This window comes from Enterobacter cloacae complex sp. IR5450, from assembly GCF_049238665.1.
In the GTDB taxonomy this organism is placed as follows: Bacteria; Pseudomonadota; Gammaproteobacteria; order Enterobacterales; family Enterobacteriaceae; genus Enterobacter; species Enterobacter hormaechei_C.
Window position 1 is genome coordinate 41,295 of sequence record NZ_JBMKIC010000006.1, and the last position, 15,735, is coordinate 57,029.

Below are 15,735 nucleotides of genomic sequence, written 5' to 3' on the forward strand. Positions count from 1 at the left end.
CACAACACAACAACACAACAACAGTCCCGAGGAACGCCCATGAGTATGTCTTCCATACCTTCGCATTCCCCATCCGGTAAGCTCTATGGCTGGGTTGAAAGGATCGGCAATAAAGTGCCGCACCCTTTCCTGCTTTTTATCTATTTAATTGTCATCCTGATGGTCGCGACGGCCGTGCTGTCCGCCTTTGAGGTGAGCGTGCGCAGCCCGGCCGACGGCAGCATGGTGGCAGTGAAAAACCTGCTCAGCGTTGAAGGGTTGCACTGGTTTTTGCCGAACGTGATTAAAAACTTCAGCGGTTTTGCGCCGCTGGGCGCCATCCTGGCGCTGGTGTTAGGCGCGGGACTGGCCGAGCGCGTGGGTCTCCTGCCCGCACTGATGGTCAAAATGGCCTCGCACGTCAGCGCGCGTTATGCCAGCTATATGGTGCTGTTTATTGCCTTCTTCAGCCATATCTCGTCCGACGCGGCACTGGTGATCATGCCGCCGATGGGGGCGCTGATTTTCCTCGCCGTTGGTCGTCATCCTGTTGCGGGCCTGCTGTCGGCGATTGCGGGCGTCGGCTGTGGGTTTACCGCTAACCTGCTTATCGTGACCACCGATGTGCTGCTCTCCGGCATCAGCACAGAGGCAGCCAGCACCATCGATGTGACCATGCACGTCAGCGTGATCGACAACTGGTACTTTATGGCCAGTTCAGTGATTGTCCTGACGATTGTCGGGGGTCTGATTACCGATAAAATCATTGAGCCGCGCCTGGGTAAATGGGAAGGCCGGAGCGATGAAAAGCTGGAGACGCTGAGCAAAGAGCAGCAGTTCGGCCTGCGCGTAGCCGGGATCGTCTCGCTGGCGTTCATTGCGGTGGTGGCGCTGATGGTGGTACCGGAGAATGGCGTGCTGCGCGATCCGATCAAACACACCGTACTGCCCTCGCCGTTTATTCAGGGCATTGTGCCGCTGATAATTCTCTTCTTCTTCGTCGTTTCGCTCGCGTACGGCATCGCCACCGGCAAAATCCGCCGTCAGGGAGATCTGCCGCACCTGATGATCGAGCCGATGAAGGAGATGGCGGGTTTTATCGTGATGGTGTTCCCGCTGGCGCAGTTTGTCGCCATGTTTAACTGGAGCAACATGGGCAAGTTTATGGCCGTGAGCCTGACGGACGCGCTGGAGGCGGCGGGGTTGAGCGGTGTTCCGGCGTTTGTCGGCCTGGCGCTGCTGTCGTCCCTGCTGTGCATGTTTATTGCCAGCGGGTCGGCTATCTGGTCGATTCTGGCGCCCATCTTTGTCCCCATGTTTATGATGCTCGGCTTCCATCCGGCGTTCGCCCAGATCCTGTTCCGTGTCGCCGATTCCTCGGTGATCCCGCTGGCGCCCGTGTCACCCTTCGTTCCGCTGTTTTTAGGCTTCCTGCAACGCTACAGACCGGAGGCTAAGCTGGGTACCTACTATTCGCTGGTTCTGCCCTATCCGCTTATCTTCTTAGGGGTATGGCTGGTGATGCTGGTGGCGTGGTATCTTGTCGGCCTGCCGATTGGACCGGGTGTTTACCCGAGGCTGAACTAAGGAGTACTGATGCTGAGATTACTCGAAGATAAGATTGCGACGCCGCTAGGGCCGCTGTGGGTTATCGCGGATGAAGCGTTCAATCTGCGCGCGGTTGAATGGGAAGAGCACAGCGACCGGATGGTTGAGCTGCTCAACATCCATTATCGCGCCGAGGGATACGAGCGTGTTACTGCCCGTAATCCTGGCGGGCTGAGCGATAAACTGACGGCCTACTTCGAGGGCGATCTCAGCATTATTAATACCCTGCCAACCGCCACGGCGGGCACCCCTTTCCAGCGCGAGGTGTGGCAGGCGCTGCGTAATATTCCCTGCGGGCAGGTGATGCACTACGGTCAGCTGGCAGAACAGCTTGGTCGTGCCGGCGCGGCGCGCGCGGTCGGTGCGGCAAATGGCTCTAACCCCGTCAGCATTGTGGTGCCTTGCCATCGCGTGATTGGGCGCAACGGCACCCTCACCGGCTATGCCGGGGGCGTACAGCGCAAAGAGTGGCTGCTGCGTCACGAAGGGTATTTTCTGCTGTAATTCCCAGGCTTTTTGTGCTTAATTTTCTTCCTGTTAGGTTCATAATCCTTAATCATTCTGTGGAATTTCAAGGAGATGGCAACACGCTGCCGTCTCTTGTCTTTATTGGGGGTTTGCCAGACTTACGTCCTTACCAAAAAGATGTTAAAATTGACCAATATCAATTAAGGCTTGAGCAAACCTATGATCCCGGAAAAGCGAATTATACGACGCATTCAGTCTGGCGGTTGTGCTATCCATTGCCAGGATTGCAGCATCAGCCAGCTCTGTATCCCGTTTACTCTGAATGAGCACGAACTCGATCAGCTTGACAATATCATCGAGCGCAAAAAGCCTATTCAGAAAGGGCAGACGCTGTTTAAGGCGGGAGACGAACTGAAGTCGCTCTATGCTATCCGTTCTGGCACCATCAAAAGCTACACCATTACCGAACAGGGCGACGAGCAGATCACCGGCTTCCATCTGGCAGGCGATTTAGTCGGCTTTGACGCCATCGGCAGTGGCCATCACCCGAGCTTTGCTCAGGCGCTGGAAACCTCTATGGTCTGCGAAATTCCGTTTGAGACGCTGGACGATCTGTCCGGTAAGATGCCGAACCTGCGTCAGCAGATGATGCGTCTGATGAGCGGTGAGATCAAAGGCGATCAGGATATGATCCTGCTGCTTTCTAAGAAGAATGCCGAAGAGCGTCTGGCCGCCTTTATCTATAACCTCTCCCGCCGTTTCGCGGAACGTGGCTTCTCCCCGCGTGAATTCCGTCTGACCATGACGCGCGGTGATATTGGTAACTATCTGGGCCTGACCGTGGAAACCATCAGCCGTCTGCTGGGTCGCTTCCAGAAGAGCGGAATGCTGGCGGTTAAAGGTAAGTATATCACCATCGAAAACGGTGAAGCTCTGGCCATTCTGGCGGGTCACTCACGTAACGTGGCATAACTCTCCCGGATATCTTATGCCAGGTCGATAAATTTTCATGATTATTGATCTGGCAAAAACTTCCCCCCTGTTTCATTCAAGATATATAGGTTACTCTTTTACATACAGACTGTGGTGACAGTAGTAAGGAGACCTGTATGGCAAAGTATCAAAACATGCTGGTGGCTATCGATCCTAATCAGGACGATCAGCCGGCATTACGACGTGCTGTGTATTTACATCAACGGATTGGTGGCAAAATTAAAGCCTTTTTGCCGATTTATGACTTCTCATACGAGATGACCACCCTTCTGTCGCCTGACGAGCGCACCGCTATGCGTCAGGGAGTGATCAGCCAGCGTACCGCGTGGATCCGCGAGCAGGCGAAGTATTACCTGGAAGCGGGCGTACCGATTGATATTAAAGTAGTCTGGCACAACCGCCCCTTCGAAGCCATTATTCAGGAAGTGGTGGCCGGTGGGCATGACCTGCTGCTGAAAATGGCGCACCAGCATGACAAACTGGAATCCGTGATTTTCACTCCAACAGACTGGCACCTGCTGCGCAAATGCCCTTGTCCGGTATGGATGGTGAAAGATCAGCCGTGGCCTGAGGGCGGGAAAGCCGTCGTGGCGGTCAATCTGGCCAGCGAAGAGGATTATCACAATTCGCTGAACGAGAAACTGGTGAAGGAGACGCTTCAGCTTGCCGACCAGGTTAACCATACTGAAGTCCATCTGGTGGGCGCCTATCCGGTTACGCCAATCAATATCGCCATCGAGCTGCCTGAATTTGACCCGAGCGTGTATAACGACGCGATTCGCGGTCAGCATCTGCTGGCCATGAAAGCGCTGCGCCAGAAATTCAGTATCGATGAGAACATGACCCACGTAGAAAAAGGGTTACCGGAAGAGGTTATTCCGGATCTGGCGGAGCATTTGCAGGCCGGGATTGTGGTGCTGGGCACCATCGGCCGGACCGGTATTTCTGCCGCGTTCCTGGGAAATACCGCCGAGCAGGTGATCGACCATCTGCGCTGCGACCTTCTGGTCATCAAACCGGATCAATATCAGACGCCGGTTGAGCTGGACGATGAGGAAGACGATTGACCCCAAAATGAAAGCCCGCCGGTAACGGCGGGCTTTTTTTATTGCGCTTCGCTCAACCGTTGCGCAGATGCCTCGTCGCCGGCATTCATCCAGGGCGCGTGCAGAACCATGCTCGGTAGCGCCAGCTTGATCTCCTGCTGGTTCAGCCCCTCCAGGATACGAATATTGATCTCCTGCTGAATATCCATGTACTTGTTGTAATCCGCCGTATTAACAATATGAACCACCTCGAAGGTCAGGCGATCGCGATCGAAGCCCAGGAAATGGGCGCGGTCAAACTTCGTTTCCCCGACGTCGGTAATGATCTGTTTGACCATCTCACCCACTGAACGCAGTTTTTCCGGCGCCGTGTCGCTGGCGACCCCGAAGGTAAAAACAATCCGCCGCGTTTGCATCCGCTTGTAGTTATGCAGCGTCTGTTGCAGCAGGATGGCGTTCCCGCAGACAATCTGCTCCCCGCTCAGGCTGCGGATACGGGTGGTTTTCAGACCAATGTGCTCTACCGTCCCGGCGACATCGTTAAACACCACAAAATCGCCGATTTCGAACGGCTTATCAAAACCGATGGAGAGCGATGCAAACACGTCGCTCAGGATCGTTTGCACCGCGAGGGCGATAGCAATACCCCCTACCCCAAGGCTGGCAACCAGAGCAGTGATGTTGACGCCCGCGTTAGCAAGAATAGACAGCAGCATCACTGACCAGACAATGGCACGGAGGATAAGCCCCGTGATCACCAGCGTCACCGGGTTTTTATGGCTTCCCGGCGCCAGCATGACGTGACGAAGCCACGACACCACCCCCTGATCCATCCACAGCGCCACCTGGATAGCGAAGACCAGGAACCAGGCGTGGCTCACGGTACCAAAGAGATGATCCGGTAAGTCGACGAAACGCAGGCTGAACAACAGCGCCACGACAAAAAGCAGGACGCGGCTGGTGCGGTTAAGCATATCCGTCAGGATACAGCGCATCCGGTTGGTGCTGGGGTGCTTGTCGCCCCAGGTGGTGATCCCTTTCTTAACGAAGGCGATCAGGCGCGTCAGCAGCCAGTACACCAGCAGAGTCACAAAGACCACCGTGGCGACGCCGATCCAGAAAGACGGCGTCATCATCAGCTCGATGATGTCGAAGCGGGACAAAAATCGCATTACACCTCCTCGTATTACACAAAGGGTAAAGTATAGACAGAGGAGAAAAGCTGGCCGCAGAAATAAGAAAACCGCCCCAGGGGGCGGTTTGTCAGGATGAAGCGAAATTACAGCGCTTTCAGGATCGCATCCACGCTGGCCTTGGCGTCGCCAAACAGCATGTGGGTGTTATCTTTAAAGAACAGCGGGTTCTGCACGCCAGCATAGCCGGTGTTCATAGAGCGTTTGAAGACAATAACGTTCTGCGCCTTCCACACTTCGAGAACAGGCATACCCGCAATCGGACTACGCGGATCGTCCTGCGCCGCCGGGTTAACGGTGTCGTTGGCGCCAATCACCAGCACGGTGTCGGTGTCGGCGAAATCATCGTTGATCTCGTCCATTTCCAGCACGATGTCGTAAGGCACCTTCGCTTCCGCCAGCAGCACGTTCATGTGGCCTGGCAGACGCCCCGCCACCGGGTGAATACCAAAGCGAACCTTGATACCGCGCGCGCGGAGTTTCTCGGTGATTTCCGCCACCGGATACTGCGCCTGCGCCACCGCCATGCCATAGCCTGGGGTGATGATGACGGAATGCGAGTTTTTCAGCATCTCTGCGGTGTCTTCCGCGCTGATTTCACGGTGTTCACCCACTTCCTCATCAGAACCGGTTGATGAACCGTCAGAACCGAAGCCACCCGCGATGACGCTGATAAACGAACGGTTCATCGCCTTACACATGATGTAAGACAGGATCGCACCGGAAGAACCGACCAGCGCACCGGTGACAATCAGCAGGTCGTTGCTCAGCATAAAGCCTGCCGCCGCCGCCGCCCAACCGGAGTAGGAGTTCAGCATGGAAACGACTACCGGCATATCTGCTCCGCCGATAGACGCCACCAGATGCCAGCCGAACGCCAGCGCGATGATGGTCATCACCAGTAACGCCAGCACCTGCAAGCCTACGCTTTCGGTACGCACGAAGACCACCAGCAGCACAAATGAAACGACCAGCGCCGCCAGATTCAGCTTGTGGCGGTTAGGCAGCATCAGCGGTTTGGAAGAGATCTTCCCGCGCAGCTTGCCGAACGCCACAATCGACCCGGTGAAGGTCACCGCACCGATGAAGATGCCGAGGAACACTTCGGTCAGATGGATGTTCACCAGAATCGGCTCCAGGCCCGGTTCGTGGTACAGGTAGCTGTTGAAGCCCACCAGCACCGCCGCCAGACCCACGAAGCTGTGCAGAATAGCAACCAGCTCCGGCATCTCGGTCATTTCAACGCGTTTCGCCAGACGAATACCAATCGCGCCGCCGATGATCATCGCCACCAGGATCCACGCCACGTTGCCGGTGTCCGGCCCAAAGATGGTGGCAATCAGCGCAATCGCCATACCGGCGATACCGAAGTTATTTCCCTGCTGAGACGTTTCGTGTTTGGAAAGCCCCGCCAGACTGAAAATAAACAGGATTGCAGCAACAATGTATGCGGCTGTAACTAATCCTCCAGACATATGCTACCCCTTAGCCTTTACGAAACATTTTCAGCATGCGCTGAGTCACGGTGAAACCACCGAAAATATTGATACTGGCGATCAGCACCGCAATGAAGCTCAGGAAGCTGATCCAGCCGCCATGACCAATTTGCAGCAATGCCCCGACCACGATAATCCCGGAGATGGCATTGGTGACCGACATCAGCGGGGTATGCAGCGCATGGGAAACGTTCCACACGACGTAGTAACCCACCACGCAGGAGAGCGCGAAGACGGTGAAGTGGCCAAGGAACTCTTTTGGCGCGACGTCCGCCAGCCAGCCAAACAGGATTATGACCAGCGCCATGATGGCGTATTTGCGCCACGGCGACGCAGGTTTTGCTGGCTCCGCGGGCTCTGGGGCCGCTTTCGGCGCAGCCTGAGGTTGAGCGGAAACCTGAATCGGCGGTGCAGGCCAGGTGATTTCCCCTTCACGCACCACGGTAACGCCACGCACCACCACATCATCAAAATCAACGGTAATGTTGCCGTCTTTCTCTTTGCAGAGCAGCTTCAGCAGGTTAACGAGGTTCGTGCCGTACAGCTGAGAGGACTGGGTTGGTAGACGCCCTGGCAGGTCGGTATAACCGATCACCTTCACGCCGTTCGCGGTCGTCGTGACCTGATTTGGCACGGTATACTCACAGTTACCGCCGTTTTGCGCCGCCAGATCGACTATAACGCTGCCCGGCTGCATGGAATCCACCATCTCACGGGTGATCAGCTTCGGCGCCGGTTTACCCGGAATAAGCGCGGTGGTGACAATGATGTCTACCTCTTTTGCCTGCGCCGCAAAGAGCGCCATTTCCGCCTTAATAAAGGCTTCAGACATGACCTTCGCGTAACCATCACCGCTGCCCGCTTCTTCCTTGAAGTCCAGCTCAAGGAATTCGGCGCCCATACTCTGCACCTGCTCCTTCACTTCCGGCCGGGTATCAAACGCGCGAACAATAGCGCCCAGGCTGTTTGCGGCCCCGATAGCGGCAAGACCTGCCACACCGGCACCAATCACCATCACCTTCGCGGGTGGAACTTTACCTGCCGCCGTAATCTGACCGGTAAAGAAGCGACCAAACTCATGCGCAGCTTCGACAATGGCGCGATAGCCGGCAATGTTCGCCATGGAGCTCAGCGCATCCAGAGACTGCGCGCGCGAAATACGCGGCACGGAGTCCATCGCCATCACGGTGACACCGCGTGCCGCCAGCTTCTCCATCAACTCCGGGTTTTGGGCTGGCCAGACAAAGCTCACCAGCGTAGTGCCCGCGTTCAGCAGTCCAATTTCACTCTCTTCCGGTGCGTTTACCTTCAGAATGATGGGTGATTGCCAGACCTCAGCACCGTCCACGACGTCCGCGCCAGCCTGAGTAAAGGCCTCGTCATCGAAACTCGCCAGTGTGCCCGCGCCGCTTTCAATCGCGACGGTAAAACCCAGTTTAAGCAGTTGCTCCACCGTTTTTGGTGTTGCCGCTACGCGGGTTTCATTGGCTAACCGTTCTTTTGGTACCCCAATACGCATAGTTTTCCCTTCCATCGGTTTTTGATGATGGTTTGTCGATAATTGCCCGCGGTTTGTATCAATTTTCACCATCGAGATAACGACGGAGAATGATTAACCCCGGAAAATAAAACAGTAACAAACTTTCTATAACCTACTGAAAATAGCGCCCGTGATCTACAGCCAGAAAACACTATTTCTTACTTTATCTGTGAAAAATAAGCGATCGGGGTTACTGACAGAGATATTTACCTTAAATTCGCCTTCAGGACCGATAAATCGCGCAAGCGAAGCGGTAAAAACATGATATAGCGCCATAATAGAACAACTCATTAACATTAAATTAACTTGTAAAAGTCATATGCTTAATCAGTTTTTCTTGTGAAACGCCTGTTTTTTCCACATATCACAAAATGTTATCGAATCAGGTCCTTTGGTGAGCACAGGCTGTGAAAAATGCCGCAGACAGCGATGGGTGTTAAATGCCATAATCGGGACCGTCTCAAATTAACAACAACACCAGTACATGGTTTGCGCAAGGCGAAGGATTATTTTTATGAAGCTTAAGAACACACTCCTGGCGTCCGCACTTCTTTCCGCGACCGCCCTGTCTGCGAATGCCGCGACAGAGTTGACGCCGGAGCAAGCGGCAGCGTTAAAACCTTTTGACCATACGGTCATTGTGGGTCGCTATAACTCTATTGGCGATGCCGTCGCCGCCGCATCAAAAGCCGCCGATAAAAACGGCGCTGCCTCGTTTTACGTTGTTGACCAGTCCGATCAAGGCAACAGCGGCAACCAGCGCGTGACGATTGCGCTGTACAAAGAGAATGCCCCAAAAGCAGATGAACAGAAAAACCGCGTGATTAACGGCATTGTTGAATTGCCGAAAGATCAGGCTGTTCAGCTGGAACCGTATGACACCGTGACCGTTCAGGGCTTCTACCGCAGCCAGCCTGAAGTTAACGATGCCATCACCAAAGCCGCGAGAGAAAAAGGCGCTTACGCGTTCTATATCGTGCGTCAGGTTGATGCCAACCAGGGCGGAAACCAGCGCATCACCGCTTTCATCTATAAGCAAGATGCGAAAAAACGCGTAGTGCAAAGCCCGGATGCCATTCCAGCGGATTCAGATGCGGGACGTGCCGCGTTAGCGAAAGGCGGTGAAGAAGCGAAGAAAGTGGAAATTCCGGGCGTAGCAACGTCTGCGGCACCAAGCGCTGAAGTGGGCCGTTTCTTTGAAACCCAATCCACCAAAGGCGGTCGTTATACCGTTACGTTACCAGACGGCACGAAAATTGAAGAGCTGAACAAAGCCACTGCCGCGCAGATGGTGCCGTTCGACAGCATCAAGTTTACGGGCAACTATGGCAACATGACGGAAATCTCCTATCAGGTGGCGAAGCGTGCTGCGAAGAAAGGCGCGAAGTATTACCACATCACCCGTCAGTGGCAGGAACGTGGTAACAACCTGACCATCAGCGCCGATCTGTACAAGTAACAAAACGGTTTCATAAAGGCGGCGCAGTGCCGCCTTTTTTGTTACTTTTTTTCTGATTTCTGCCACACGTCATTGCATGCATCCTTCACACTCCGTAAAATCCCGCGCCTTAGCGTGATCCACCATTTTTATGCGCCTTAGCGAAATAATTATTCTGGATTTGGACTTTTCATAACAGGAAGCCAATGGAAAAGAAACTTGGCCTGAGTGCGTTAACTGCACTTGTATTAAGCTCAATGCTGGGCGCGGGCGTATTCAGTTTGCCGCAGAACATGGCGGCCGTCGCCAGCCCGGCCGCATTACTGATTGGCTGGGGCATTACCGGTGTTGGGATTTTGCTGCTGGCATTCGCCATGCTGCTGCTGACCCGTATCCGACCGGATCTGGACGGCGGAATATTCACTTACGCCCGGGAAGGTTTCGGCGAGCTGATCGGCTTCTGCTCCGCCTGGGGTTACTGGCTGTGCGCGGTGATCGCCAACGTCTCCTATCTGGTTATCGTCTTCTCAGCGCTCAGCTTCTTTACCGATACGCCCGAACTGCGCCTGTTTGGCGACGGTAATACCTGGCAGTCCATCGTCGGCGCCTCGGTACTGCTGTGGATTGTTCACTGGCTGATTTTGCGCGGCGTCCAGACCGCGGCCAGCATTAACCTCGTGGCAACGCTGGCCAAGCTGGTGCCGCTTGGCCTGTTCGTCGTGCTGGCCTTCCTCGCCTTCCGTCTCGATGTCTTTACGCTCGATTTCAGCGGCATTGCGCTGGGCGTTCCCGTCTGGGAACAGGTGAAAAATACCATGCTGATCACCCTGTGGGTGTTCATCGGCGTTGAAGGTGCCGTCGTGGTCTCTGCCCGCGCGCGTAACAAGCGCGACGTGGGACGCGCCACGCTGCTGGCCGTACTGGCGGCGCTGGGCGTTTATCTGCTGGTGACGCTGTTGTCGCTCGGCGTGGTGGCACGCCCTGAACTGGCGGAAATGCGTAACCCGTCCATGGCCGGGCTGATGGTGAAAATGTTGGGTCCCTGGGGAGACGTGATTATCGCGGCGGGTCTGATTGTCTCCGTTTGCGGCGCCTATCTGAGCTGGACCATTATGGCAGCGGAAGTGCCGTTCCTGGCCGCCACGCATAAAGCGTTCCCGCGCCTGTTTGCCCGTCAGAACAAAAACAGTGCGCCATCGGCCTCTTTGTGGCTCACCAACATCAGCGTGCAGGTCTGTCTGGTGCTGATCTGGCTCACAGGATCGGACTATAACACGCTGCTGACCATCGCCTCCGAGATGATTCTGGTACCCTATTTCTTAGTGGGCGCATATCTGTTAAAAATTGCGACCCGCCCGGCACACTATGCGGTAGGTGTCGGCGCCTGTATTTACGGTCTATGGTTGTTGTATGCTTCCGGACCGATGCATCTGCTGCTGTCCGTGGTGCTCTACGCGCCGGGCCTGCTGGTGTTTATCTACGCTCGCCGTACGCATCAGCTTGATAATGCCCTTAAGCGCCGCGAAATGGCATTGATAGGTTTGCTGTTAGTCGCTGCCGTACCGGCAACGTGGATGTTAATGGGATAGCGCCGCCTGTCCCATTGTTGAACTGAAAAGGAGATTACGATGGGACACACGCAGCAACGCCCAATATTGATCACTGGCGCAGGCCGTCGCATTGGCCTCGCCCTCGCCCATCACTTTCTCAACCTTCGCCATCCGGTTATCGTCAGTTACCGCACGGAATATCCCTCCATTGAAGGGCTACGAAATGCCGGAGCGGTCTGCATTCAGGCGGATTTCTCCACGGATGAAGGTATTCTCGCCTTCGCGGACAAAGTGAAGTCGACCACCCACGGGCTGCGGGCGGTTATTCACAACGCCAGTACCTGGCTTCCCGAAAAAGCAGGACATTCGCTCAGCGAAACGCTCGCCTGCATGATGCAGATCCACGTTAATGCGCCTTATCTGCTCAACCATGCCCTACAGGATCTGCTGCGCGGACACGGTCATGCCGCAGGCGACATTATCCATTTCACCGATTACGTGGTAGAGCGAGGAAGCGACAAACACATCGCCTATGCGGCCAGCAAAGCCGCCCTGGATAATATGACCCGCTCTTTCGCACGCAAGCTGGCGCCCGAGGTAAAGGTCAACGCGATTGCTCCGGCGATGATTTTATTTAACGAAGGCGATGATGCCGAGTATCGTCAGCAGGCGCTCAACAAGTCGTTAATGAAAATTGCGCCCGGTGAGAAAGAGGTGATCGACCTGATCGATTATCTGCTGACCAGCTGTTACGTCACGGGCCGAACGTTTGCCGTGGACGGTGGCCGCCCGCTGCGCTAGTGAAAGCGGCTCCAGAAGAAGATAAGCACCCAGGCGCTGAGGCTCCAGCAGACCACCGCCCCGCCCAGCGCCAGGGGCAGACGCAGAAAACCGGTGAAGTACCACAGCGACAGCAGATAGATAAAATACGGGATGATCGACCACATCCCGAACACAATGGTGGCGCGCAGCGCCTCAATACCCCGCTCAGAGGCCACAATATAGTGCGCGATTAACGCAAAGGTGGGAAACAGCGGGATCAGCCCGGCAATGTAGTAGTTCTTCGTTTTAGCCAGCCCCCCAATCAGCAGCACGACCAGCGCACCCAGCGTGGCTTTTATCACCAGCCCCATTCTTTTTCCTTAACAATCAAATAACATTCCCGTGCAGGATAACGGAAGTCCGGCTAATTTTGAAAGATTAATGGAAGGTTAAGATTGCGCGGTGTATGTTGACGTTTTTTGCGATGACAGACGTTGTATGAATAAGATTGTTTATGTTGAAGATGAACCCGAGGTGGGGCAACTGATCGCCGCTTATCTGGGTAAACATGATATGGAAGTGGTTGTCGAGCCTCGTGGCGATCGCGCTGAAGACGTCGTGACCCGCGAAAATCCGGACCTGGTGTTGCTGGACATCATGCTGCCCGGAAAAGATGGTATGACGCTATGCCGGGATCTGCGCACGAAGTGGGACGGTCCGATCGTGCTGCTGACCTCTCTCGACAGCGATATGAATCATATTCTGTCGCTTGAGATGGGCGCGAATGACTACATCCTGAAAACCACGCCGCCGGCAGTCCTGCTTGCCCGTTTGCGCCTCCATCTGCGTCAGCGTGCCAGCGGCGCGGAGCGTGAAGCGTCTGCCCCCTCTTTAACGCCGCACAAAGCGATGCGCTTCGGCACGCTTTCTATCGACCCGGTCAACCGACAGGTTATGCTTTCCGGGGAGCTGATTGCGCTCTCAACCGCAGATTTTGACCTGCTGTGGGAGCTGGCAACCCATGCCGGTCAAATTATGGACCGGGATGCATTACTGAAAAATCTGCGCGGCGTAAGTTACGACGGAATGGATCGTAGCGTTGATGTGGCGATTTCGCGTCTGCGTAAAAAACTGCTGGATAACGCCACGGAACCTTACCGCATTAAAACCGTACGCAATAAGGGCTATCTGTTTGCACCGCACGCCTGGGAAACCTGAAAAAAGGAACAAAACAGGAATATTCGAAAAATAACTCACGATGCATCGGAATTATTATCAGCACCCGTCGAAAGTTATCGATTATATGCATCGTCAGTTATAAAATACCCCTTGTTCTCATCCCTTCCTTTCGTGCTATTTCGCTGGGCATTTTTCGCCTAAACAAAAGTATTCCTAATGTATTTCAGTGCTGAAGTACAATATATATTCAGCAGTGCAGGCGCCATCATCGATCAAAAATCCGTCACTTAAAAGCACATTGGGCTAAAAATAATCTTTACAATTGCTTTAATCATTATCTTATCCTTTTGAAAACAAAGGGGATAGTGGAAAGCGTATAAATAATATTGATCTTTTTCAATGGCTTACGTGTTTGCAGATATCTAATTCTCATGCTAAACCTTATACTCTCTCAATTATTTAATGAAAGAGGTATAGCAATGTCATGGAGAGTCATTAGCTCGGTAATTTGTCCTAACACGGGAATCGTTTATTCAAGCATCTTGGGCCTCAAGTTCTTGAAACTCATTATTTGGTATGAAAGCGATGTCTATTTGTACCCCGGTGACAGAATATATCCGACAAAAAATGGCGTCTTCATTAATGGTGTGTTCAAGCCTATATCGATATATAACATATCACCTTATAACGAGATGTTGTGGAGTGAAATTAAAAACAAGATGGCATGCCCATACAACCGAAACCAGCAAGAAGAGATATGCACATACGCGGTGCATTGCAACGCGCGGAAATGCCCGCATGGGTTTACCACGAATCCACTGATTGTCAGCACAGCTAAATCCAGACATTAACGAAGATCGATAATGCTCAGGTTACAACGCTAATTATTTCTGTCGCACCGTTTGTGCCGGATCCCTCTCGCTGGTTAACGCCATTAAATAAAGCCACCCGCAGGTGGCCTTTGTCATTGTTATTACGGATCAATAATACGCAATCGTAAATAAACTCGTTTAACTGAAACGTAAACGGATTTTCCGGGCATTGATGGAATAAAGCGATGCCGCGCTGAAATACCTCTCGACAATTACCCTTTTCAACTCATCATGCCTGACTTGCGCCCATGGCGACCCTGCTGGTAAAAGACGTGTAGTGAAGCCCCTGTTTCGGTGAGATTAATGAAAAAGCTGTTTGTGCAGTTTTACCTTCTGCTGTTTGTCTGCTTTCTGGTGATGACCATGCTGGTCGGGCTGGTCTACAAATTCACCGCAGAGCGCGCGGGCAGACAATCCCTCGACGATCTGATGAAAAGCTCGCTCTACCTGATGCGTAGCGAGTTGCGAGAAATACCACCTCATGACTGGGCGCGCACGTTAAAAGAGCTGGATCTGAATCTGTCGTTTGATCTGCGTATCGAACCCATGAAGGATTTTGACTTAGCGCCGCCTGCGATGCAGCGTCTGCGCGATGGAGACATCGTCGCGCTGGACGAGAAATATACCTTCATTCAGCGTATTCCGCGCAGCCATTATGTCCTGGCCGTCGGGCCGGTGCCCTATCTCTATTACCTGCACCAGATGCGCCTGCTGGATCTCGCCCTGCTGGGCTTTATTGCCATCTCGCTCGCTTTCCCTGTATTCATCTGGATGCGACCGCACTGGCAGGACATGCTGAAACTGGAATCCGCCGCACAGCGTTTTGGGGAGGGTCATTTAACTGAACGCATACATTTCGACAGTGGTTCCAGTTTTGACCGGCTCGGTATTGCCTTTAACCAGATGGCCAATAACATCAACGCCCTGATTGCCAGCAAGAAGCAGCTGATCGATGGCATTGCGCATGAACTGCGCACTCCGCTGGTACGCCTGCGTTATCGCCTGGAGATGAGCGAGAACCTCACCGGGGCGGAATCGCAGGCGCTCAATCGGGATATTGGCCAGCTTGAAGCGCTGATTGAAGAGCTGCTGACCTATGCCCGCCTCGATCGGCCTCAGACGGAGTTGCACCTCAGTACACCGGATCTCCCCGTCTGGCTACAGACGCATATTAACGATGTGCAGAGCGTTAACCCTCAGCGAAAACTGCTGACAGCCATTACCCCCGGCGCGTACGGCGCACTGGACATGCGCCTGATGGAACGCGTGCTGGATAATCTGATGAACAACGCCATGCGCTACAGCGAAACGACGCTGCGCATAGGTTTAGATTTGCAGGGAAGCCAGGCGATTCTGTGTGTGGAAGACGATGGCCCCGGCATTGAGCCGGCGGAGCGTGAAAAAGTTTTTGAGCCGTTTGTGCGCCTCGATCCCAGCCGCGACCGGGCTACCGGCGGCTGTGGTCTGGGGCTGGCTATTGTCCGTTCTATTGCCCAGGCGATGGGCGGTTCGGTTCGCTGCGAAGCGAGCGAGCTGGGTGGGGCCCGGTTCGTCTTTAGCTGGCCGATCTATCACAACATTCCCCTTCCCGTACCTGCCTGACCTAAACCG

14 protein-coding genes are annotated in these 15,735 nt (G+C 54.1%); 10 read left to right on the forward strand and 4 right to left on the reverse strand.

The annotated features are described in order from the left end of the window. The first annotated feature begins 39 nt into the window (after window positions 1–39). The 4 genes from abgT (at window position 40) to uspE (ending at window position 4,115) form a co-directional block, all read left to right on the forward strand. Window positions 40–1,566, forward strand: coding sequence for a p-aminobenzoyl-glutamate transporter (gene abgT, locus ACOTYB_RS07235; RefSeq protein ID WP_023324558.1), 1,527 nt, complete (start codon window positions 40–42; stop codon window positions 1,564–1,566). Between the two features lie 9 nt (window positions 1,567–1,575). Then, window positions 1,576–2,091 carry a methylated-DNA--[protein]-cysteine S-methyltransferase gene (gene ogt / locus ACOTYB_RS07240; RefSeq protein ID WP_003857532.1) on the forward strand — a complete coding sequence of 172 codons (516 nt, stop codon included), beginning with the start codon at window positions 1,576–1,578 and terminating at the stop codon, window positions 2,089–2,091. A gap of 183 nt (window positions 2,092–2,274) precedes the next feature. Beyond that, on the forward strand, window positions 2,275–3,027 hold the full coding sequence (gene fnr, locus ACOTYB_RS07245) for a fumarate/nitrate reduction transcriptional regulator Fnr (RefSeq protein ID WP_000611906.1): 753 nt from the start codon (window positions 2,275–2,277) through the stop codon (window positions 3,025–3,027). Window positions 3,028–3,164: 137 nt separating this feature from the next. After that, window positions 3,165–4,115, forward strand: a complete 951-nt coding sequence (uspE, locus tag ACOTYB_RS07250; protein ID WP_003857535.1) for a universal stress protein UspE — start codon at window positions 3,165–3,167, stop codon at window positions 4,113–4,115. Between the two features lie 38 nt (window positions 4,116–4,153). On the opposite strand, the gene ACOTYB_RS07255 is transcribed toward uspE, so the two are convergent. The 3 genes from ACOTYB_RS07255 to pntA all read right to left on the reverse strand — a co-directional run bounded on the left by ACOTYB_RS07255 (window position 4,154) and on the right by pntA (window position 8,302). After that, window positions 4,154–5,266, reverse strand: coding sequence for a mechanosensitive ion channel family protein (locus tag ACOTYB_RS07255; protein WP_220153783.1), 1,113 nt, complete (start codon window positions 5,264–5,266; stop codon window positions 4,154–4,156). A 107-nt stretch (window positions 5,267–5,373) separates the two neighbouring features. Next, entirely contained in the window at window positions 5,374–6,762 is a 1,389-nt protein-coding gene (gene pntB, locus ACOTYB_RS07260) for a Re/Si-specific NAD(P)(+) transhydrogenase subunit beta (RefSeq protein WP_003857541.1), read from the reverse strand. A 10-nt stretch (window positions 6,763–6,772) separates the two neighbouring features. Then, window positions 6,773–8,302: a Re/Si-specific NAD(P)(+) transhydrogenase subunit alpha gene (gene pntA / locus ACOTYB_RS07265; RefSeq protein WP_045343442.1), complete on the reverse strand. Its 1,530-nt coding sequence runs from the start codon at window positions 8,300–8,302 to the stop codon at window positions 6,773–6,775. Window positions 8,303–8,837: 535 nt separating this feature from the next. Here pntA and ydgH point away from each other — a divergent pair. The 3 genes from ydgH (at window position 8,838) to folM (ending at window position 12,112) form a co-directional block, all read left to right on the forward strand. Further along, window positions 8,838–9,782: a DUF1471 family protein YdgH gene (ydgH, locus tag ACOTYB_RS07270; protein ID WP_000769339.1), complete on the forward strand. Its 945-nt coding sequence runs from the start codon at window positions 8,838–8,840 to the stop codon at window positions 9,780–9,782. Between the two features lie 185 nt (window positions 9,783–9,967). After that, window positions 9,968–11,350 carry an amino acid permease gene (locus ACOTYB_RS07275; protein ID WP_003857548.1) on the forward strand — a complete coding sequence of 461 codons (1,383 nt, stop codon included), beginning with the start codon at window positions 9,968–9,970 and terminating at the stop codon, window positions 11,348–11,350. Window positions 11,351–11,389: 39 nt separating this feature from the next. Then, the gene (gene folM, locus ACOTYB_RS07280) at window positions 11,390–12,112 is read left to right on the forward strand and encodes a dihydromonapterin reductase (RefSeq protein ID WP_003857550.1); all 723 of its coding nucleotides are present in this window, start codon (window positions 11,390–11,392) and stop codon (window positions 12,110–12,112) included. On the opposite strand, the gene ACOTYB_RS07285 is transcribed toward folM, so the two are convergent. Further along, entirely contained in the window at window positions 12,109–12,444 is a 336-nt protein-coding gene (locus ACOTYB_RS07285) for a GlpM family protein (protein ID WP_220153782.1), read from the reverse strand. The two genes, folM and ACOTYB_RS07285, sit on opposite strands and share 4 nt — an antisense overlap. A 127-nt stretch (window positions 12,445–12,571) precedes the next feature. Between ACOTYB_RS07285 and rstA the strand changes: the two genes are divergently transcribed. The 3 genes from rstA to rstB all read left to right on the forward strand — a co-directional run bounded on the left by rstA (window position 12,572) and on the right by rstB (window position 15,726). Further along, the gene (gene rstA / locus ACOTYB_RS07290) at window positions 12,572–13,291 is read left to right on the forward strand and encodes a two-component system response regulator RstA (RefSeq protein WP_003857553.1); all 720 of its coding nucleotides are present in this window, start codon (window positions 12,572–12,574) and stop codon (window positions 13,289–13,291) included. A 440-nt stretch (window positions 13,292–13,731) separates the two neighbouring features. Beyond that, entirely contained in the window at window positions 13,732–14,103 is a 372-nt protein-coding gene (iraM, locus tag ACOTYB_RS07295; RefSeq protein WP_003857554.1) for an anti-adapter protein IraM, read from the forward strand. Window positions 14,104–14,427: 324 nt separating this feature from the next. Continuing rightward, window positions 14,428–15,726, forward strand: a complete 1,299-nt coding sequence (gene rstB / locus ACOTYB_RS07300; protein ID WP_220153781.1) for a two-component system sensor histidine kinase RstB — start codon at window positions 14,428–14,430, stop codon at window positions 15,724–15,726. Window positions 15,727–15,735 lie beyond the last annotated feature (9 nt).